The sequence below is a fragment of the Pseudaminobacter soli (ex Li et al. 2025) genome, from assembly GCF_003012705.1.
GTDB classification, from domain to species: Bacteria; Pseudomonadota; Alphaproteobacteria; order Rhizobiales; family Rhizobiaceae; genus Pseudaminobacter; species Pseudaminobacter soli.
Genome location: NZ_PXYL01000009.1, coordinates 61,084 through 82,556, shown reverse-complemented (window position 1 = coordinate 82,556; position 21,473 = coordinate 61,084). Strand labels below are relative to the sequence as shown.

Here is a 21,473-nt window from a genome sequence, read left to right as displayed (position 1 = left end):
GGGAGCAGCCTTCCATCATAACAATGTGCAATCAAGTCATTGAATTGCTCAAACCACACGAAAAATTTTTGCCTATCCGTACGCGTCGGTGGCCGCTCGCTTTCCCGACGATGCTTTCGGCGCCCGTCAGCTGGTCGCCCGGGCAAGTTCGCTGTCGAGTTTAGAGGCCCGCTGCTTACCCAGTAGGTCCGTATAGACCCGCTCCACCTCGTCGGCGAGGCGGGCATAGTCACGGTTGGCTTTGACCCATGCGGGTCCCTTGGCGCCCATGGCTTCGGCCTTTGCCGGATCGTCGAACAAGCGCGCCACGCCCTCCGCCATGGCCTTGCCCGAATATGCGGTGACGAAGCCGGTGCCGCTGTCGTGGATCACCTCGTTCTGGTCGTAATGCACAGTGCCAACCACGGGACGACCCATGGCAAGATATTCGACCAGCTTGGTCGGCGTCGCGACCTGCTGAGCTGGGTCCATCATGAAGGGCGAAAGACACACATCCGCCCGCTTCACCCAGCCTAGCGCCTCTGCCAATGGCAGGCGCCCGGTGAAGATCACGCGATCGGAAAGACCAAGCTCCTCCAACCGTGCGTTAAGCTTGTCCCGCTCGAAGTCGGGCACCGAGCCGATGAGCACAAGGACCGCATCGTAACCGTCGGCGACAAGCTCGGCCAGCGCATCGAAAGTCAGGTTGGTCAAGATGCTCAGAACATTGGCGCACAAATAGGCCATGCACTTCTTCCCGGCCACCCGGGGGTCGTCCACGGGTCGGATCGAGGCCGCGTTGTAGCGCTCGGTCGAGACCCCCATCGGGATCGGGGTCATCTTCTCCATCGGTATGCCGCGAAAGCCGACGCGCTCGCGCATCCGCTTCGACTGCACGATGACATGACTGCTGAGCGGCAGCGCCACTCTGTGGAACAGGAAGTTGCCCGTAATCGCATAGGCGATGCGCACCAGCCGGGCAGGCCAGCTCATCGGAATCAGATTTTCCAAGGCGTCGCGCAGCCGCCCCTCAAGCACGGGATAGCTCATCCAGAATACGCACGGCGTTCCGGAGACCTTTCCTGCAAGCCCATATGTTATCGCCCACAGCGGCTGGTCACGCACCTGGATCAGATCGTAGTCGCCTCGAGCCGCCCGCCATGCCAGCTTCAGCCGCAGCCAATTCTCCGCCATTCTGTAGCGCAGCGAGCCGAATTTCCCGCTCGTTTGGCGGCGCGCGACGTAGAACCGCTCGGCACCACGTTCATCGACCCGCGCCGGGCCGTCTTCGAATGGGCGCAGGCTCCAGTCGATCTCCAGCCCACGGCCGACGAGATGATTGGAGAACAGCTCAACGAGGTCGACGCGGAAGGCCGGGTAATCGTCGGGAGCGACGAACAGCATGCGGACGCCGGCCAGCATTTTTTGGGACGGCATCTGGTCCGAATTCGTTTCGGATGCCTTTGTGGCCAAGCCCTTCATCGAAACCTCACTCGGTAGAACGGCGCAATAGATATGCTCGCGCTGCTTTCAAATGTTGCCACAAGAACTTGTTTTGTCGCATGCGCGCCTTCACCGCCTGGCCAAGCCGGATCGTTGCGATCATGGCCGAGCCGAGCGGCGTGAAAGCCGCGTACGCGTCATCCAGTTCTTGGATGATGTCGCACCAATGCGTCTTGTACTCCTCGTAACCGACTCCGAGATCATAGGTGGTTATGCCACGCTCGCAACACTCCTCGATATGCCTGAACAGAAGCACGTGGCCCGGACTGTGCGAGACGAGCTCATCTTTGGCAAAGGTCATGAAATATCCGTTTAGGCGGCCGCGATGGATCCCCGCGGCGCGTGCAGCCCGTATCTTGCCGTCGACGGAAAGCTCCGTCATTTCCAGCAGCGGTTCGTCCATGGTCTGGGAGCGTTCAAGCAGGTCACGGAAGAAATCCAGCACTCCCGGCTCGGCAAAGCTGTTGGGTTTGCCTTGCTCGGCAAGCCTCAGCGCTTTTTGCTCGAAGAAGAAATCGAGCGCAGCCTTGGCCTGCGCAAGGTCCTGCGACTTCCCATATTGCAGGGTACCCACCTTGGCCAAACGGCGTTCCTTGGTGCGAACCCCACGCCTTCGCCCAGCGCCGTCGGTTCTTTCCAGCACCGCCTCGAACCCGCCAGCGAGGTCGAACGCGTAGCCTTCCGTGGGCGACGGGCTACTGGTCAAGCTGGCAAGTGGCTGGACCACGCCGTCGTGGATTTTCGGCATCCTCACGAGCACTGCGCAATCGGCATCGCCCAGCGCGCGTGCAAGCATCTTTTCGATCTCGACGCGCTTCATGGAAGACATAACCGCCACCGCCTCAGGACTCCAGAGGCCGAAATTGTAGCCGGAATGATTGCCGCCGATCCATCTTGCCATGCGCGCGGGTCCGACCTTCGAAATCGCGAGCGGCAGTATGAAGGCTGGGCGACTATGTAGCTTGCCCAGCACGATCGCAGGCCAGGCCTTCTCGTGCTCCAAAACGTGTCGAACGTAGGCGTCCACCCAGTCATAACGCTGGAAGATGGTGCCGTACCCGATTGCTTCGAGGTGGCGCCATTCAGTCTCTATATCTGACGGCGTGGCGACCGTCTCTACTTCGAAAGGAGCGGCAGTTTGAGCGCGCGACAAAGGCTGTGCTGCTGGGCTGGAAATTGAATTCAGCGGCGAGGTCATTATTTCAAGCTTCCTGAAACCGGTGCCGAGTGCAACGGCTCAGTTGGTTTCTGCTCTCTCAGATGAGGAGCGATCGAGGCACTCATCGCCCGAATTTTGTCAAGGCGGCAAACGGGTTGCTTCCACACGAGAGTTTGCCTCGACAAGGCGCACGGAACATCATCGTCGGGCTCTACGCAGACCGCCGCGTAACACAGGGGAGATGCAGTCGATCACCTCGAGGTGCTCTGAACTGTTGAGGGTATGAACCTTAGAATAGGTCGACTTGTCCGGCGACAGGATCGGTACCGGAATGGTCAGCCGCACCTTCGTCTCATCTAGTTCGACGAGATCGGCAAGACCGAGCGCACCACCATATTCGCCCGTGCCATCCTGCAAGGGTAGCACGATGCGATCGCCCACGCGCACGAAGCGTCCCCCGGGCCTGGCCGCAGCCCGGTTGATCCTTACCGGATTAGCTGGATGCGGCAACCACGGACCTTGCAGCGACTTGGCATGGAACACGACAAGTGTATCGGAGGCGCTGCCATAGCCGTCGCGCTGGGTAGCGAACAACCACAGCCGGTCGCTATGCTCCAGCACGGTGGCGTCATACAACTCCCATTCAGAAATCAGAACTTCATGCCTTTCCCACCGGTCCGGGAAGGCTTCCGCACGGTAGAGAACCAGATTGCCGCCCGCTCCGCCCTCCGGCAGCATCCAGATCTCGCCGTCGTGGCTGAACACCTGCGGATAGGACAGGTGATAGGGCTCTTCCAGAACGCAACGCGGTACCGTAGCTGAGCCGTCGCCGAACACTTCGGCCACCGAGATCACCGCCTTATCACCGCCGTGGAGAAAATCCTCTACGAAGATAAAGCGCCGTCCCTGCCACTCGAACGGGAAGGGATCAGCGTAGAAGCGATTGCCGTCGTCAGGCAGGGTAATCCAGGGCTCGCCTGCTAGAAGTCCGGTATCGGCCACCCTCTTGCCCCTATGGAATCGATAGCTGACATTCCAGCGATGCAGGTTGTAAGCAAGCCTCTTGGCCGCGCCGGCAACCTGACGCGGCACCACCGAGAACACATAGGCACCAATCATTTGGCAACTCGTCGGACAGTCGCCCTCCGAGGGCGGTCCGACAGACACTCGACCACCGGGTTCGCCGTTCAGGTAACGATGGGCCGTATCCACCAGCAAGGTGACCATCCGCGCCAAAACGTCTTCGATCCCGCGAACGATCGATATGCGGCTATCGACCATGGGCGCGGCATGGGCAACAGGCTTAGCGCCATCGAGCACGATATCGACATCAGGCAATTGGCCGAGCATCAGCAGCCTGGCCGCCTTGGAAAGCGATGGACAGCCATTGAAGCTAGGAGCCAAGACGGGCGACACAAATTGCTGACCGCCACCGGTCAGATCCACGCGCAATGCAGCATCCGGCCGGGCCGGCGACAAGACCGGCGCCGGCAGAGTCTCGAGCAGACTGTTCAACCGAACACGAAGCACCGTGCGCTCGAAACAGAGGATATTCTTCAGTGCTGGTGAAATTGCGGGCGTATCGACACCTACCAGCGCAACATCGTGACCGTTTTCCCGTAGACGATCAGCCACGACGGCATGCAGGTGGCACACCGCATTGGCGGGCACCAGAACATCGATCGCACTCATGGGGAAAACCGTCACCGCCTTCTGCCTCTCTCGCAGAGTAACGGGCAATTGCTAAGGCCCGTTTAATGGTGGTGGAGGAGACAGATGCCGCCTACCACACAACCATCTCGCTTCGGCCAATCCTGTTAGCCTGTGCAATGGACAAAATACCGGTAATCGACCACTCACACATTCCTGCTAACAACTCAGCTAGGAACGACCCCGGCAGGAGCGAGAATTGATGCGGTCCCTCAGGACATTGATCTCCCAATCGGCAGACCTACGAGTCTTCAGTCTCGGGCTGATCTGGTCGATCCTCGGCACCGTGGCTGTCCGGCTAACGCCGATGATCACGACCATCCTGATTTCGCACTGGTTCGGCATCGAATCCGTCGGCAGGTTCGGCGTCACCTACAGCACTCTGGTGTCGGCCACCTTTCTCGCTTCCACCGGCGTCAACCTCATGGCCACGCGCAACATTGCCGCATACGCCACGACCGATCCGGGCACGGCGGGGCGCCTGGCCGGCATGGCTCTGCTTTTGGTGGCAGGCGCCAGCGTCCTTATCGGCCTAGCAATCTTCCATTTCTCCGACGCGATCGCCGAACGGCTTCTGAGACAGCCGGAACTTGCCTTCTATCTCAGGGTTATCTCGCCGATCGTTGTCGTCAGCGCGCTGAACAACGTCCAGGTCGCCATTCTCAATGGCCTGCAGCAATTCAAGACCATCGCGCGGCTCAACATGGTCATGGGAGGCCTGATGATCGCGTCGGTGCCGATCGGGCTCTATTTTCATGGCCTCACCGGCAGCTTCACCGCGCTGGGCTGCGCCTACCTCGCGGGCAGCCTGATCACCGCCCCGGCCATGCTCCGCGCGTTGAAGACTCGCGGTATCCCGATCGCGTTTCGCGGGGCGCTGTCACAGTGGCCGATGATCACACGCTACGCCATACCCGCGCTGCTGGCGAGCATACTGTTTGAGCCAGTGAACTGGATTTGCACGACAATCGTGGTCGGCAAGCCCGACGGCCTTCAGCAGGTAGGCCTGTACTTCATCGCCATGCAGCTCGAGACCCTGCTTCTGTTCGCACCGCAGATCGTGGTGCAGGTGACAATTCCGATGCTGTCGACCGGATTTGGTGAGCACAACCGCCGGCGCGTACTCAACGTGCTTGGCATGGGCATCGGCACCAATCTCGTCATAGCCTTGGGCTTCGTGACGGTGATGATGCTGTTCGGCAACTGGTTCCTCGTGCTGTTCAAGCTCGATCCCGCGCAGCATTGGCCGATCTTCATGGTCGTTGTGTTCGCCTCGGCGATGATCGCGGGTGCCCTGCCGCTCGGGCAGGTGCCGGTCTCCTCGGGCTATATGTGGACCGGGCTTTCGATCACCGCCGGTTGGGCGGCGACCTTCATTGTGGGTACCTGGTTTCTGCAGGATCACGGCGCCTACGGCATGGTCATTGCGCGCGCTATCGCCTGGGGCCTGCAGACGCTGATCTATATCGGCTTCACCCGCTTTGCGATCGGCCGGACTCCCTCCGCGTCACTGCCGCGGCCTGCCTGACCGGGCAGACGTCATCAACGACACACGGCTCTATCGTTTCTGCCAGTGGAGCTGCGCTGGTGATCTGCAGTCATGTGTGAGTCGGCAATTACCGGGCGCTTCATCCATTGGAAAGCTTGACGGGCTAGCCTGGGCCAAGGCGCTGGCTTGCATGTGTGGAGTGACGATGGCGGCGAGATGGAACATTGACGACGGGCCGGCGACAGCCAGCATCTCGAGCCTGCCGCACGGGACAGGTCGCGGCATTGTCGATCTGTTGTTTCTGATTGGCGTGGTGGCGCTGCTGTCTTTGTCCGACTTTGCTCTGGAATTCTTCGGTCTCCCCTACAATTCCCTCGGAGGCTCGATCCTTTCCAAGATTCATCCGGCCACTTACCTGTTCTCATTGGCGCTTGGATTTGCCGTGGTCGCCAACCGCAATCCAATCGGCTATCTGATTGATCTGCTATTTCGGTCGATGGGTTCGGTCTTTCTGCTTGCCGCCTGCATCCTGCTTTGGGTGTTCATCTCCCGCTACAAGGGCGATCAGCCCGCTTCCTTCCTCATCGATACTCTGATGGGTGCAGCCCTGATCTTTCTGCTGTTTGCGGATGCCGGCGAGCGCACGCGGCTGACGATCGCCCGTGCGGTGCACATCATCATGGTGCTCAACTGTTTTTTGGCAATCGCCGAAGGATTGTCCGGCTGGCGCCTGTTCCCCTTCGTTCTTGGCGGCCGCGAACAGACGTGGGAATATCGGGCTACGGCGCTCTTCGGTCATCCGCTGATCGGAGCCCTCATCACCGGTGTCTATGCCGTGATCCTGATGACTGTTCACGATGTGCGGGGGCTGAGCGAACGTTGGCGGCTACCGATCGTACTGCTTTGCATGGTGACCATGCCGTTCATCGGCTCGCGGACCTCTTTCGCGGTTGTCTTTGCAATGGCGGCGGCGGTCATAGGCTTGAAGGTGTTGGGCTTCCTACGTGGCGGGACTGTCCCTATCCGGATGCTGCTGACGCTTCTGGTGCTTGCCCCGCTCGGCATTGTTGCGGTGACGGCGATGTTCCAGATGGGGCTGTTCGATAACTTCCTCGATCGCTTCATGCATGACAAGGGCAGCGCTCAGACCCGCATTCAGTTGTTCAACCTGCTCCGCGACTTCAGCTTTCGCGAGTTGCTGGTCGGACAGACCAAACTCGGCCTCGATACAAATGTGCGATGGAACGGCTTGACCGAAGGTATCGAAAATTCCTGGGTCGGCCATCTCGTGCGCTACGGCATCGTGATGTCGGCGGTGCTGTGGTTCGGCATCGCAGGCTGGTTCGTCGACATGCTGCGTATCGGCGGGCGAGGCGCCATCCTGCCTTTGGCCTTCGTCTTCCTGATTATCTCGACAACGGTCGGCATCAGCGGCAAGACCACCATGCTCACCATTCCGACGGTTCTGATCCTGGCTCTGGTGGTTAGAGAGAGAACCGCAGGCTTGCCCGTCACGCGGCCGGATCGGACTGACGACGTCCTGTCCCGCATCGGCCGCGGAACGCCGCCTATAAGCGCGGGCAGCGGTCGCGTTCGGCGGCACCAAAAAGTCGAGCTTAGCAATTGAACGCCTGTATTACCGTCGCGCCGCAGCACCTGGTCTAACTCTGAGCTTTCGACAGGTTGGCCATCCGGCTATGGATTTGATTGCATCCGACACGGACCCCTTTCGCCAATGCCGCTGACACGCCGTCAATTCCTTTGTTCCTCTGCTGCAGCGCTTGCCGCGCTGCCCGCCCGCGCAGGCGCCGCTGCTAGACCCGCCCCCGCCTTCCGCCTTGGCGGCGCCATACACTCGATGATGAACTGGGGCGCACTCCAGGACGGCGATCCAGGACGTTACTTGCCGCGCCCATTCGAGACGCCGCGGAATGCCTACCCTGCTGCGTTGATGCGGGATTTCGCCCGCTCCGGGTTCGATTTCATCCGCCTCACTCTGGATGTCGGTCCGTTCATGCAGTTGCAGGGCGCAGATAGGGAAGCACTGGAACAGAAGCTCATCGGCAATATCCGCCTGTTTCACGATCTCGGGCTCGCCGTCATCGTGGATTGTCACCCGGTGGAGCAGGTACCGGCTTATTCGGCACCGTCGATCCTTGACGATCTAGAAGGGCCCCTGTTCGCTGACTACACCGCGATGATCGGCCGGCTGGCCACTTTGCTAGCTGGTGTCCAGTCAGGATATGTGGCGCTGGAACTCATGAATGAGCCGGTCATTCGCGAGGCAAGCCACCGCACGCAGGTCAAGGTCTGGGGCGCGGCTCAACTCGTCCTGCATGACGCGGCGCGGCGCGCAGCGGCCGATTTGCCGCTCTTGCTGACGGGCGCGAGTTATGGCGGCATAAGCGGACTCAGGGACCTCGACCCGTCACCCTTCACCGACAGCAACACGCTGTTCTCGTTTCACTATTACATGCCGATCAGCTTCACCCATCAGGGGATCGACTTTGGAACCGTCGACGCTCCCGCCTCGCCCTATGTCGTCGACCTCCCTTATCCGTATGATGCTGTTCCGGCGAAAGAAATCGAAGCGGCAATAGAAGCGCGCATCGCAGCGGATACCGCGCTCGACCCAATCGGCAGGGTAGCCACGCGGAATCATACTCAGAATATCCTAGAAGGCTTCCTGTCCGACGCTTGGAACCGCGAACGTATCGTGAGCGACTTTGCTGAAGTCGAGGCATGGGCAGACCGCAGTGGCGTTGCGCGACACCGAATTATCGTGGGCGAATGCGGTGTGACGCGGCGCGCCGCCGGATTCACCGGAGCCGACGACCTCTATCGCAAACGCTGGTTATCCGACGTGACGCATCTGGCGCAGGCGGCTGGCTTCGGCTGGGCTTTGTGGGAGATCAACAGCCGCGAAATGGGCATCAACAGGGTCGATGATAGAGACCGGGTTGACCCCGACATTGTCGCCGCTTTGGCGATGTCTGATTAGACTATCGGTGAGTTACTGAGCTTGATGGTTTGGGCGACAATCTACCCATCTCGGCGTTTCGCATTAAAGTCGTTGGCGAGCCAGCGGGGGTGGCATCGCCCTCCCAGATCATCCAAAGCGTGTAGGCTGTGATTTTCCCGGAAAACGGGAAGGTCGTTCCCGTCATCAGCACATTCATTGCGCTGGGTGATCCGCTGTAGCTTTCTTCCAACGGTAGAACCGGAGGAAGCAAGTGATTACAGAGCGTCAGGCCAAAGAGGCGAACGAGCAGTATCGCGAGGAAGGCTATACCGTTATTCGCGAATTCATCGACCGCACCAAGCTGGAGCGGCTTCAGCGCGAAACTCAGGCCGTCTACGACGAAGGCCTCAAGCATCACGCGACCTATCGCAATGGAAACCTCAGTTTCCAGGTGCTTCCCGAAAGTCATTTCGACAAGCGCTACGTGCTGCAGGCCTACTGGTTCTCCTGGGTCAATGACTACTTTGAGAAGCTCCGCCGCAATGACGACTACTACCGTCTGCTGCAGGGACTGATCGGACCCGACATCCGACAGATCGCTCAGCAACTCCATTGGAAACCGCCCGGCGTCAACGTTACCGGCTATCGCTTCCATCAAGACATACGGTTCCGTCAGGGCGACGATCTGGAGAAGGTGGCCATGTCGACGGTGACAACCGGGCTCGCAGTCGATCGCGCCACCAAACAGAACGGCTGCCTTCAGGTGGTGCCCGGAAGTCACAAGCTGGGATATCTGGGGCTGTCCGACGATACGCATGATGGCATGCTGATGAAGGGACTGACAGCAGAAGATGAACTGCGCAAGGTCGGTGTCGATCCATCAACGATCGTCGATCTCGAATTGGAGCCGGGGGATCTCGCCGTCTGGGGTCTGCTTACCGTGCACGGCTCCTCTCCCAACAAGTCAGACTACGACCGGGCATTCCTGCTTTCCAGCTACGTCAAAGCGGACGCCACCGAGCGTGGTGAGTGGGCGTTTCGCAATGGAGTTTCGACGCCACTCGGCGACACGCCGATGCTTTGCAAGGATGATCGCCTGCTGACCAATCCGGGTCCGGAATACGACACCACGGTCTGGTGGAACTGAGTTGGGGACAGCTATCCGTCTCAGATCAAGTCGGAGGACAGTTCGCGAATGAGGAAGTCCACAAAGGCGCGCACCTTGGCGGGCACATAGGTGCGATGCGGATAGAGCGCGTAGATTGGACTGGAGACGGGGCGGTATTCTTGCAATACCGCCTCGAGCCTGCCCGTGCGCAATGCATCATCCACCAGCAGACTGGGGAGATTGCCGATACCGAAGCCGGCGAGCGTCATCTGGTATGCTGCCTCAACGCTATTGGTCGACACGCGGCTCCTGACAGGCACAGAGAACGGACCGTCGTGTCCCTGGAAGGGCCAAGTACCGATACTCTTGGCATAGTTGCTGAGAACGCATTCGTGGCCCGCGAGTTCGGCCGGGTGCGCCGGCCGGCCGTGCCGCTCGAAATAGCTCGGCGTGGCGCAGACGTAATTCCTGACTTGCCCGAGGCGGCGAGCGATAAGTACCGAATCGCTCTGATCGCCGAAGCGGATGGCAACGTCATAACCTTCTTCGACGACACCGACCACATAGCGCGAGGTGAGATTGAACTCGACAGAGACGAAAGGGTTCTCGCGCAGGAATTTCGGGATCAACGTGGTGATGCGCGTGTGTCCCAGTACGTTCGAGCAGGATACCTTGACCAAGCCGCGAGTGTGGCTATGCAGCCCCCGTGCCGTGTCCTGCAATTCATCAATCTCGTCCAGCAACACCTTGGCTCGCTCGAAATAATTCCGACCGACCTCGGTGAGATTGAGCTTGCGGGTCGTGCGGTTGACAAGGCGCGCGCCCAGCTCGTCCTCAAGTTCCTTGAGGTGGCGGCTGACCGCAGTGGACGACATACCAAGCTCCCTTCCTGCCGCCGAAAGCCCCCCGAGAGTGGCGACGCGTTCAAAGACCCGCATGGCTGTGAAGAGGTTCATTTCCGCCCCCGCGCCTATGATTTTTCAGACAGAGAAGTTTCCAAAAATGGGAGGAGAATGGAATGGCTGAACATCCGATATTAACTCGATTGAAGACGGACGCCCGTGACGGCCGCGTGAACAGAAGGGAGTTTCTTGCGCTGGCGAGCGTATTCGGCGCCAGTGCGGCAGGCGCATATTCGTTTCTCGGGCTTTCAGTGCCGGTTCCCGCGCTCGCTGAGGAAACTCCGAAGCGCGGCGGCATCTTGCGCGTCAGCATGCAAGTCATGGCGCTCGATGACCCCAGGAAGTTCAGCGTTTCCCAGATGGGCAACGTCGCCATGCAGTTCATCGAGCCGCTGGTGCGCTGGAACCAAGATTTTACCTTCCGGCCGATGCTCCTGGAAGGCTGGCAGGTCAGCGACGATGCCACCCAGTATGTCCTTAACGTCCGCAAGGGTGTGAAGTGGTCCAATGGCGATGATTTCACCGCTGAGGATGTTACTTTCAACATTGCCCGGTGGTGTGAGAAGGATGTTCCCGGTAACTCCATGGCCGGACGAATGGGTGCTCTCATCGACGCAGATAGCGGCCGCTCCAGAAAGGGAGCGATTGAGATCGTGGACGACCACACGGTACGCCTCAACCTTGGTAGGCCGGACATTACGATCATTCCAGCTATGACCGACTATCCAGCGCTGATCGTTCACCGTGATTTCGATAAGAATGGAAAACAGCTTTCAGATCAGCCGGTCGGAACGGGGCCTTTCGAACTGACGGACCTTGAAGTCGGGTCCCGCGCTGCTGTCAGACGACGTCCTGATGGCTCCTGGTGGGGCGGCGAAGTGTGGCTCGATGGTATCGACTGGGTCGACTACGGCATCGATTCCCAGGCAACGATGGCCGCATTCGAGGCCGATGAGGTGGATTTGAACGGCCAGACACAGACAGCGGTGGTTGCGGCGATGGATGGTATGGGCCTCAAACGATCCGAGAAAGTCACCGCCACCACGATCGTGGCCCGAATGAATGTCAGGAAGCCCCCATACGATGACCAGCGCGTTCGCAACGCAGTCCAGCTTGCCGTCGACAATGAAGTCATTCTCAAGCTAGGCGCGGATGGTTTCGGGACGGTTGCGGAGAACCACCATGTCGGCCCTATGCATCCGGACTATGCCGTCTTGCAACCGGTCACGCCCGATCCGAAGGCCGCGATCGCGCTTCTCCATGAAGCGGGTGCCGCGGATCACGAGTTCGAGTTGATTTCGGTTGAAGCCGATTATCGCAAGGAAAGCGCTGATGCGATCGGACAACAATTGCGAGCGGCCGGCTTCAAGGTGAAGCGCACCGTTTATCCGGAAGCCACATTCTGGAACAGCTGGACCGACTATCCGTTCGCGGTCACCAATTGGAATGCCCGTCCGCTTGGCATTCAGACCCTGGCGCTCGCCTATCAGACCGGAAGCGCCTGGAACGAAACCGCTTTCTCCGATCCGGTGTTTGACGAGAAGCTGAAGAAGGCCAACGCGATTGCGGACTCCGACAAGAGGCGGCAACTGATGACGGATCTGCAGGACATATTGCAAAAGTCCGGCGTTATTGTGCAGCCCTACTGGCGAAAGCTGTTCTGTCACATGCAGCCCCGCGTCAGAGGATACGAGATGCACCAAGCTTACGAACAGCACTTCGAGAATACCTGGCTGGGATAGGGTTGGATTGCGCGAAGCAGGTGGCCGCCTGTCGTCGAGGCAGCGGCCACGAGATCGCGGCAACGGAACGGACAGCTGTTGAAGAATAAGCCCGAAGACAGACCTGGAAACAAGTCGAGCATCGGCACAGGTGCTCGACTGATCCATCACCAAGAATCGGTCGGTGATGACCGATTCGAGGAAGTCGTTGGACACCGCTTCTACAGCAAGCGAGAATCCACCCATGAAGAACGAGAAGGCAGGCCCTACTGATCTGCGTCCTATCGATCTGTCACGGAACATGCCCCGTTCAATGCTCTTGCGATTCAGCCGGCACTGTTCGGCGGCGCGTCAGTCGTCCGCAGTTGGGAGACAGATCGGCACGCACGGGAAGTCGATGATGGAGACGTTTGATAGCGACGAGGACGCGGTTTTGGCGTCAGTGCGGCTCGAACGCGCGAAGCGCCGCTGAGGATGTCGCGATTGCGGCTGGTGTAACGGGCGCGGGCAAAGCGGCAAATGCAGCGACTTCTCGATGATTGCTGTGGTTTTCGGTGGATGCACGACGGGACCGTCGCTTCTAGCCTATCATTGCCACATATTCATTGTCATACGGGAAGTAGTAACCCTCGAAGCAGGAGAATTTCTTTCCATGACTACAGCAGCCGAGATTGCGGACAAGATCGCAGGCGAACAGAACCTTACCAAGGCGCAGGCGAAGTCTATCGTTGACAGCGTGTTCAAGCAGATCGCACAAGCTGCGAAGAGCGGCTCGGAGACGAACATCGCCGGATTCGGCAAGTTCAAGGTCAAGGAGACGCCCGAGCGCGAAGGCCGCAATCCCGCAACAGGCGCGACGATCAAGATCCCGGCGGCGAAGAAGCTGACCTTCGTCCCGGCCAAAGCGGTGAAAGACGTGCTGAACGGCTGACGAAGCCGGGCGCGTCCGGCAGAGAGTGCCGCCCTTTTAAAAGGAAGGCTCCATGCTGAGGCACCCGTCGGCCTCAGCCAATCACGCCCTCGTCCATGCCTCTCGCCGATGCGGGGCTCGTTCAAGATTGGATTGTGGCCTGACCAACCATAGCCGCGGATTGATCAGCGAACTTGCCAAGGTCCATGATTGTCTTGCGTATGATGGCTTCTGCCCGTGCAAGTTCTTCGCCGATAACCGGCAGGCGTGGGGCACGGACGTGTTCTGGGGCGCCGTACACTAAATGCTCAGCGAGCTTTATGTACTGAACTAGCTTGACGTCGGTGTCGAGATGGAAGGCGGGCGTCAAAAGACGGTAGAGTGGTAGCGCCGAAGTGAAATCGCCGTTTCTGGCCATCTCAAAAAGTTTCACACATTCGGCCGGCCATGCATTGGTCATGCCTGAGACCCAGCCGAAGGCTCCCAGGGCCAGGCTCTCCAATATGAGATCATCAACTCCACAGAAGATATCAAAGCGCCCGCCAAACGCATTGAAGAGATCAGTGACTCGCCGGACATCACCGGTCTCCTCCTTGATCGCCACGATGCCGGGGACATCCTCCAACATCTTTAATGTCTCGACATCAACATCGACCTTATAAGCAAGTGGGTTGTTGTAGATCATAACCGGTAGGCCGCTCGCCTCAGCGATGGACTTGTACCAGGCGGCCGTCTCGCGCCGGTCGGTGCGATAGGCGAGACTGGGGAAGGCCATCAACCCTTCAGCCCCCAACTTTTGGTAGTTGCGTGCGGCGGCGATCGCATCGTCAGTCGATAGCTCCGCCAGCCCTGACAGAAGTGGTACGCGCCCGGCAACCACTTCCTTGGCAGCTCGCACCACAGTGTCCCGTTCCGCCTGTGTCAGCGACGCGTTTTCGCCCAGCATTGGCAGCACGATGACACCAGACACGCCATTTTCAATAAGCCGATCGAGGCTAGCCTGCGTGGCATCGAGATCGATGGCACCGGATGCGTCCATCTTGGTCGTCACGGCAGGAAAGACACCACTCCAAGTCATTGTTTTGGCTCCCACTTCGCCCAATCTGCGTCACTCGACACAATGTCGTTGCCCAAGCGACATGCGCCGCCTCAGCACGGTTTCAACGCCTCTTCTGCCAATATCGACAAGCCCTTGTGGCCAAGCAGGCTCGTGACCGGCCAAGCGTGGTCTTCGCGGCCCGCTAACAAGGCAGCCATCGCCTCGCGCTTGCCCTCGCCAGCGCATAGCAGCAGCACCTTCTTGGCCGCCTTCAATGTCCTGATGCCCATGGTCACACCGATGCGAGGCACGCTAGCTTCGTCTGGAAAATTCGGCCGATGCGCCTGCCGCGTACGCCGGTCGAGTTCCACGACATGGGTGTCGAGATCCCACGGCACGCCCGGCTCGTTAAAGGCGATGTGCCCATTGGCGCCGAGCCCCAATATCGCGAGGTCGATCCCTCCGGCCGCAGCGATCGCGCGATCGTAGGCGCGGCATTCCTCAGCGGCGTCGGGGGCATCCCCGCGCAGGAGACGGACCTGTTGCGAGGGCACGTCGATGTGATCGATGAAGTGCCGTCGCATGAAGGCATGATAGCTGCGCGGATTCTCGGGTGACATGCCGGCGTACTCATCGAGGTTGAACAGCTTCGCATTGCGGAAACTGACCTCGCCACGGCGACGGCGTTCTGCCAGACACTCGTACATGCCGATCGGTGTGTCCCCGGTCGGGAGGGCGAGGCTTGTCGTCAGGCCGTCACCGAGCGACGCACAGACGTAGGCAGCGGCAAGCTCCGCCATTGCGGCGCGATCGGTCGCCCAAGTCACATCAAGTTTCATCATGGTCAGTCAGCAGCCTCGGCAATCGCAGGGAACATCGCACAGTAGCGGCGGTAGATCTTCTCGTAGTCAGCACGGAGTTGGGACGGCACGGCAACAGCCTTATCCGTTGGCATTTGTTTTGAGTGCGCGGCCGATGGAGCGGCGAGCAGCGCGGCGCCGATCGCAGCCGGCGACCGGTGATGATAGGCCGCAACGGGACGGCCGAGGATGTCGGCGAGCATCTGCATTGTCGCCGAATGCGAGGCGGCGTGCCCGGCAAGGACAACACGCTCGATCTTCGAGTCCTCTGCCAGAATGTCTACGCAGCGCCGGATTTCGAATTGCACGCCTTCCAGATAGGCACGGGCGATGTCATCGGAGGAATGCTGAACGGTCAGGCCATGCAGCACGCCGCGCAGATTCGGATTCCACAAGGCGCCCTGTTCGCCACCGGCGAGATAAGGTGAGAACAGCAAGCCGTTGGCACCCGCTTGCGAGCGCGCGGCCGCGATATCAATCCGTCCGTTTTCCCAGCCGAGAAGGTCATTTAGCCAGCGATAGCTGGTGCCGGTCGAAAGAAGATCCATTTCCCGGCCGAAGACGCCGTCCGCGATATGCGGGGTCAGCAGATAGCGCCGTTGCGAATCCCGGAGCGGCTTAGGCAAGCTGTCCATGATGATGGTACTGGAGCCGCTGGTGATGCACACCGTCCCGCTGTCCAGACCGGCCATGGCGTAGGCGCTAGCGACAGAGTCGGCGCAGCCGACGGTCACCGGCAATCCCGAAGGCAGGCCGAGTCGAGCGGCAACCGCCTCCCTAAGGCCGCTAGCCGAAGCGGATGGCCGAACAGTAGGCAATAGGGAAGAGGAGATGCCCCAAACGGCACACAGCTCCTGCGACCAGTTCGCCCCATCGAGGTCATAGAGCCCATAGCCAGCCGCGGTCGAGGGGTCCGTTGCCAACTCGCCCGTCAGCGCGAAATGTAGGAAATCCTTCGCCGACAGGATCGTCCCGACGCCGTTGTCGAAAGTTTCCCGGTGGTAGCGGAACATCGGTGCGAGATATCGACCGTCGATGGGCATACCCGTGCGGTCATACATCATCTGCCGTTTGGAGTCGTCGAGGAAGCTCGATGCCCACGCATCGGCGCGGCTGTCCATCCAAGTAATCGCGGAAGGCAAAGGCTTGGCGCCTTCCAGGCAGACGAGGGTCGGCAACTGACCGGTCAATCCGATGGCCACGGCGTTCATGGTTACGTCCCTGCCGAGCCGGGTCACCGCCAATTCCAAGGCCGTCAGCCAGTCGGCAGGGTTCTGCTCCGCTTGCCCCGGCAGATCCCTGGTTAAGGGGAATGCAGCCTCGGTCGTGGCGACGATACCGCCTGAGGTCGACATAGCCACGCATTTGACGGCCGAGGTGCCGAGATCGATGCCGAGGATGACGTTATCATTCTTCATCGAGGCGCCTGAACAGGAAACAAGCACTGAAGGCTTCGCAGGCCTCTTGTCTGCACGAAAAGACGGCTCACAGGAAGCTTAATGTTTCGCCTTCACCGCACGCATGGCCTCGCCAGCGATGGCGACGGTTTGGGCAATGTCGTCATCCGTATGGGCGAAGGAGACGAAAAGGTTCTCAAACGCCCCCGGGTGGAAAAGGACGCCGCGATCGAGCATCTCTTCCCACCACGTCCGGAACACATCGTGGCGGGCATGGCGGGCAGCGTCGCGATAGTGACGGATCGGCTTGTCGGCGAACCATAGCTGCATGACCGGCCCGACCGCCGTAACATATGCAGGCATTTGATTATCTGCGATGACCTTGGACAACCCGTCGACGAGTTTTTGGCATCGCTCGTAAAGCGTATCGTAGATGCCGGGTGTGACAAGATGGTCAAGCGTAGCGTTGGCTGCCGCCACAGCGATTCCATTGGCGCTGTAGGTGCCAGCCATGGAGACCGTGCCGTCGGCCACGAGTGCCATGATGTTCTTGCGCCCACCGAGCGCCGCGACCGGGAAGCCGCCACCAAGGCCTTTGGCAAAGGTGGAAAGATCGGGTTCCAAGCCGTAGTATCCTTGAGCACCCGCTAGGCTAAGACGGAAACCGGTGATGACCTCATCGCAGATCAGGATGATGCCAGCTTTGGCCGTGAGCTCGCGCATCGCTTCTAGATAGCCTGGCTCAGGCAAAATACAGCCGGTATTGCACATAACTGCCTCGGTGATGACGGCTGCTATGTTGTGCCCTTCCCTAGCGATCGCGTCGCGCAGGGCTTCGACGTCGTTCCACGGCAGGATGATCAGTGAACCATCTAGGCCGGCAGGCATACCAGGTCCCTGCGGGACCGCTTTCGGCGTCTTGTCAGGCCCAGCCGTTTCGAGTGTCGGGTGCTTGCTCCAGTAAACGCCATCGGAGAAGCCATGATACATGCCTTCGAAACGGATCAGTTTCTTTCGACCGGTAAACGCACGCGCCAAACGCACGGCATATAAGACCGCTTCCGTGCCCGTGTTGCAAAGACGCACCTGCTCGATTGCTGGCACGGCTGCGACGATCTTTTCCGAAAGGGCGATCTCATCGGCAGCCGGCATGGCAAAAACAGTGCCGCGGTTCTGTATGAAATCCACCACGGCCTGCGTGACCTTCTGCGGCCTGTGACCGAGGATCATCGGCCCGAGCCCAAGCAGATAGTCGATATATTCATTGCCATCGATATCGAAAAGACGCGATCCGGTACCGCGATCAACAAACAGCGGATATGGATCCCAGCCCGACCAAACAGCCCGCGCGGTGCTGTTAACGCCGCTCGGAATGACGTCACTGGAACGCGCGAAGCAATCCCGGCTGCGATGCGTGCGCGAAGGCGTCTTGTAGGCAGGCATGCGTTCTCTCCCTGAGGAACAACTTCGCATACTTATTATACTGAGTATGATGCCGTGTCAATGTAAGTCCGGGATCAGAATAGGCCGGAAGCCTGCCTCAACAGCTGCTCTCGCCTGCACCGACCTTGCGGGGCCCGAACCCTTTGGGCCAAAGTCTAGTCGGTAAAGGTCCGCGAATACCGATTGCCGTCCCGCGTCACCGACACCACCTTACCGTCGACCATTGGCCCAGGTATCAGACGCTCGGGCGCGTAAATCTCGGCGCCGACCCGGAATGTGCCTGGCTCCTGCTCAATCAGCTCCAGATCTTCGCCTGGTGCCTCTACGCCGCCCGGCGCAATCAGAAACAGGCGCTCGCCACGCTGCACGATTCGGAAATTGGTGAACCAAGGCGAATGCGAGCGATAGTGGCCGACGCAAGCGAGCGATGCCTGGGTGCCCTTTGGCAACGTGGCTGGTCCGCGGCTCAGTTCGAGGGGACCGTAGCTCCAGGTCGCTCCGCTGCCCCCTGTCGGATCGAACGTCAGATGGAATATCCTGAAGTCGGGATGGTCCGTCGCATAGCGCGCGGACCAGCTTTTGAACACGCGGCCCGACCTGCCGTTGCCTGAAAGCAGGACCTTACCGTCTTTGTCGGTTGCGAGGGTGACGGCCACCAGTTCCTTGTCCGGCCCGTAACTCGAAAAGGTCCCGAGCATCGCCGGATCGAAGGCCGTGCGATCGGTTGCGTTCAGATCTAGCTGAATCGAAGGGACGTTCATCTCGCTGCCGGCAAGCCACGCATGCGCGATACGGGCGATCACCTGCGCTCCCGGACAGTCGCCGTTCGCATTGGTCAGCACGGCGATGCCGATGTCGTGGGCCGTATCCGCCAGAATGAAGGTGGCATAACCCACCATGCCGCCACCGTGGGTGAGGCAGCGGCTACCACGTATGTTTTCGACATTGATACCGAGGCCGTAGATGCTCTCCTCAGTACCGGCATCGCCCAGGAATTCAACGATCGGCTCTCCACCAGGCCCCAGAAGGCTGATCAATTGTCGGAAAGCCGCCTCGCTGACGACAGCCTTCCCTTCCAATCGGCCCGCACCCAGCAACATACGCAGGAACCGGCCTATGTCGGGTCCATTTGCAGCAATATTACCGTCGGATGTGTTGGTTTCGAACCATGTCGCCGGAGCCAGTTCATCGCCCGGGACCCAAGGTCGATCGTCGCTGGCGGGCGCATAGCCTATGGCGAAGCGGTGGCGGTCGCGATTGGAAATGCAGGGAGCGCTTGAGGTCATCCCGAGCGGTTCAAGCAGGCGCGCCTTGCACACCTCCGTCACGGGTCTGCCGGTTACCGCCGACACGACCAGACCGAGCAAGATGTAGCCGATATTGGAGTAGTGGAAGGTTGCGCCGGGCGGAAAGCCGGTCGAAAGCTCCCGCAGCCACCAGCCCTGGCCGAGTTCATCCGGCAGTGCGTCGGTGCCCGCCGGCAGCCCTGCAGAGTGATTGAGCAGATGCCGCAGCGTGAACATCGGATAGTGCGAGCCGATGCGGAACCACGGCAGGTAGGTGGTCACAGGGCTGTCGAGATCGAGCCTCCCTTCTTCCGCCAATTGCAGGATCATCAGGCCGACAAAAGCCTTGCTGATGGAGCCTATGGCGAACAGGTGCTCGCGGTTGACCGGAAGGGCAGCATCGATATTGGCGAGCCCGAAGGGCACCTCGAACAAGGTTGCTCCGCGCGAGACGGCGACGATGATGCCCCCAGGGATCGGCCAATGCTGAGTGAATTCCCTTGCCAGTGCACGCAGCCGCTGCGCCACGTCCTCGGGAGAAATCATTTTTCTACCTGCGCACGGCTGAGCAAGAATTGCAGCAATGCCCTTGTCGGCGAGCCGGTGGCACCCACTGGCCAGGGCGCAAAGCCCTGATCAAGGTAGGCAGTCGATCCGTTGTCGATATGAACCCATGGCGTTTTGCCGGCAAAGGTTCGCAAGTAGGTTGCGGCCAGCTGACCGCTGTCGGGCACCGCCAGCGCCGCGTTGGCGATGTCGGCGACCTTCGATTCGATCAGCCGCTCGTATTCCGGCCGCAGCGGCAGGCGCCAACCCGGCTCGCCAGCAGTCTCGCCCGCCGCGATCAATTCTTCCGCCAGCGTGTTGGAGGTGGTCCAGCATCCCCACAGTAGTGGCCCGACGCCTCCGCCGTCCGTAAGCGTGCCCACGTCGACGATCGCGCCGACGCCGCTACGGGCGAGATAGGCCACCGCATCAGCCAGCACCAGACGGCCCTCGCTATCGGTATCCGTGATCTCGGTCCGCCGCCCGTCGGGATGGGTTACCACGTCGCCGGGGCGCAAGGCATGGCTGCCCGGCATATTCTCGGCAAGCGGCAAGATCGCCGTCACGTCCGGATCGAAACCAAGCTCCACTGCGGCGAAAATGGCGCCTGCCACGGCTGCGGCCGCGGCCATGTCGGCCTTCATCCAGACGATTTCCTGCGGATTGCGCTTCAGGTTGATGCCACCTGAATCGAAGGTAATACCTTTGCCTGCCAGCCCTAGTCGCGCCTTTGGTCGGTTGGGATTGAGGCACAGAACGAGCGGCTTGTTCACGCTGCCGTAGCCGACCGCTCGCGTCGCCCCAAAGCCACGCTTGGCGAGCTCCGCCTCACCCCATATATCCACGCCGATGCCCAGCTGCCGCGCTCGCGTGGCGACCACCTCCGCCAGGTCCTCAGGTACGAGTTTGTTTCCCGGCGTTTCGACCAGTTCGCGCACCCAGTTGGCGGCCTTACCAACTGCCTTGCCAATCGCGAAGCCACGTTCTGCCCCCGGCGCGTCGATGGTCAGCAGGTCGACGATCGTGCTTTCGTCCGCCTGACCGCCGTGGCCACCGAGCAGGCATGCTTCGGTGGCCGCCCGCATCGCCGAGGCAATATCGAGCCCGAGCCCATCCAAGACGACGACACACCGGCCTCGGCCTTTCAAGAAAATCGCAGCAGCCATCAATGCGTCACGCAAAGTGTTTGCACTGAAAGTTTCACGCGGCCCAAGACCTGCCGCCAGCACGGCCGGCCCATTTTCCGCGGGCACCAGGAGTGCCGAAAGCTGGCTGGGGCGGGCTTGAAACACTGCATCGCGCCGCAGGGCCGACGCGAACCGCTCTCCCTGCCCCGCTTTCTCAAGTAACCCGACGTCGGCGAGTTGTGGCCCGCTCGCCTCGGCGAATGCGGGCATCACCAGGATATCCGCATTCGCCAGGATGGAGCGGTCGCCGCTCAGCCGCACCTCGATCATGC

At 60.3% G+C, this 21,473-nt stretch carries 16 protein-coding genes; 6 read left to right on the top strand and 10 right to left on the bottom strand.

All coding sequences use genetic code 11. The annotated features are described in order from the left end of the window. Window positions 1-126: 126 nt before the first annotated feature. From C7I85_RS18210 to C7I85_RS18200, 3 genes are all read right to left on the bottom strand, one after another. Entirely contained in the window at window positions 127-1,461 is a 1,335-nt protein-coding gene (locus C7I85_RS18210) for a glycosyltransferase (RefSeq protein ID WP_106725431.1), read from the bottom strand. Between the two features lie 7 nt (window positions 1,462-1,468). Beyond that, complete coding sequence (locus C7I85_RS18205; RefSeq protein WP_106725430.1) at window positions 1,469-2,680, bottom strand: GNAT family N-acetyltransferase; 1,212 nt, start codon at window positions 2,678-2,680, stop codon at window positions 1,469-1,471. A 159-nt stretch (window positions 2,681-2,839) separates the two neighbouring features. Continuing rightward, window positions 2,840-4,333, bottom strand: coding sequence for a glucosamine inositolphosphorylceramide transferase family protein (locus C7I85_RS18200; protein WP_106725429.1), 1,494 nt, complete (start codon window positions 4,331-4,333; stop codon window positions 2,840-2,842). Between the two features lie 220 nt (window positions 4,334-4,553). On the opposite strand from C7I85_RS18200, the gene C7I85_RS18195 reads away from it, so the two are divergent. The 4 genes from C7I85_RS18195 to C7I85_RS18180 all read left to right on the top strand — a co-directional run bounded on the left by C7I85_RS18195 (window position 4,554) and on the right by C7I85_RS18180 (window position 9,949). After that, the gene (locus tag C7I85_RS18195; RefSeq protein ID WP_106725428.1) at window positions 4,554-5,879 is read left to right on the top strand and encodes an oligosaccharide flippase family protein; all 1,326 of its coding nucleotides are present in this window, start codon (window positions 4,554-4,556) and stop codon (window positions 5,877-5,879) included. A 166-nt stretch (window positions 5,880-6,045) separates the two neighbouring features. Continuing rightward, on the top strand, window positions 6,046-7,467 hold the full coding sequence (locus tag C7I85_RS18190; protein ID WP_106725427.1) for a VpsF family polysaccharide biosynthesis protein: 1,422 nt from the start codon (window positions 6,046-6,048) through the stop codon (window positions 7,465-7,467). Between the two features lie 231 nt (window positions 7,468-7,698). Beyond that, window positions 7,699-8,841: a glycoside hydrolase family 5 protein gene (locus C7I85_RS18185; RefSeq protein WP_181257220.1), complete on the top strand. Its 1,143-nt coding sequence runs from the start codon at window positions 7,699-7,701 to the stop codon at window positions 8,839-8,841. 232 nt (window positions 8,842-9,073) lie between these two features. Continuing rightward, window positions 9,074-9,949, top strand: coding sequence for a phytanoyl-CoA dioxygenase family protein (locus C7I85_RS18180; protein WP_106725425.1), 876 nt, complete (start codon window positions 9,074-9,076; stop codon window positions 9,947-9,949). Between the two features lie 20 nt (window positions 9,950-9,969). Here the strand turns inward: C7I85_RS18180 and C7I85_RS18175 are convergent, their stop codons facing one another. Then, complete coding sequence (locus tag C7I85_RS18175) at window positions 9,970-10,866, bottom strand: LysR family transcriptional regulator (protein ID WP_106725424.1); 897 nt, start codon at window positions 10,864-10,866, stop codon at window positions 9,970-9,972. A 62-nt stretch (window positions 10,867-10,928) separates the two neighbouring features. Between C7I85_RS18175 and C7I85_RS18170 the strand changes: the two genes are divergently transcribed. Then, window positions 10,929-12,554 (top strand): ABC transporter substrate-binding protein, encoded by a 1,626-nt coding sequence (locus tag C7I85_RS18170; RefSeq protein ID WP_106725423.1) that lies wholly within the window; start codon window positions 10,929-10,931, stop codon window positions 12,552-12,554. Window positions 12,555-13,185: 631 nt separating this feature from the next. Beyond that, the gene (locus C7I85_RS18160) at window positions 13,186-13,464 is read left to right on the top strand and encodes an HU family DNA-binding protein (RefSeq protein ID WP_106725422.1); all 279 of its coding nucleotides are present in this window, start codon (window positions 13,186-13,188) and stop codon (window positions 13,462-13,464) included. A gap of 121 nt (window positions 13,465-13,585) precedes the next feature. On the opposite strand, the gene C7I85_RS18155 is transcribed toward C7I85_RS18160, so the two are convergent. The 6 genes from C7I85_RS18155 to C7I85_RS18130 all read right to left on the bottom strand — a co-directional run bounded on the left by C7I85_RS18155 (window position 13,586) and on the right by C7I85_RS18130 (window position 21,471). Continuing rightward, entirely contained in the window at window positions 13,586-14,521 is a 936-nt protein-coding gene (locus C7I85_RS18155; protein WP_106725421.1) for a dihydrodipicolinate synthase family protein, read from the bottom strand. A 71-nt stretch (window positions 14,522-14,592) separates the two neighbouring features. Then, window positions 14,593-15,324, bottom strand: a complete 732-nt coding sequence (locus C7I85_RS18150; protein ID WP_106725420.1) for a glucosamine-6-phosphate deaminase — start codon at window positions 15,322-15,324, stop codon at window positions 14,593-14,595. 2 nt (window positions 15,325-15,326) lie between these two features. After that, window positions 15,327-16,760, bottom strand: a complete 1,434-nt coding sequence (locus tag C7I85_RS18145) for a xylulokinase (protein ID WP_106725419.1) — start codon at window positions 16,758-16,760, stop codon at window positions 15,327-15,329. Window positions 16,761-16,838: 78 nt separating this feature from the next. After that, window positions 16,839-18,182, bottom strand: a complete 1,344-nt coding sequence (locus tag C7I85_RS18140; protein WP_106725418.1) for an aspartate aminotransferase family protein — start codon at window positions 18,180-18,182, stop codon at window positions 16,839-16,841. A 155-nt stretch (window positions 18,183-18,337) separates the two neighbouring features. Continuing rightward, entirely contained in the window at window positions 18,338-20,014 is a 1,677-nt protein-coding gene (locus C7I85_RS18135; RefSeq protein WP_106725417.1) for a serine hydrolase domain-containing protein, read from the bottom strand. Continuing rightward, entirely contained in the window at window positions 20,011-21,471 is a 1,461-nt protein-coding gene (locus C7I85_RS18130) for a leucyl aminopeptidase family protein (RefSeq protein WP_181257219.1), read from the bottom strand. The genes C7I85_RS18135 and C7I85_RS18130 overlap by 4 nt, the downstream gene beginning before the upstream one ends. Between the last annotated feature and the right edge of the window lie 2 nt (window positions 21,472-21,473).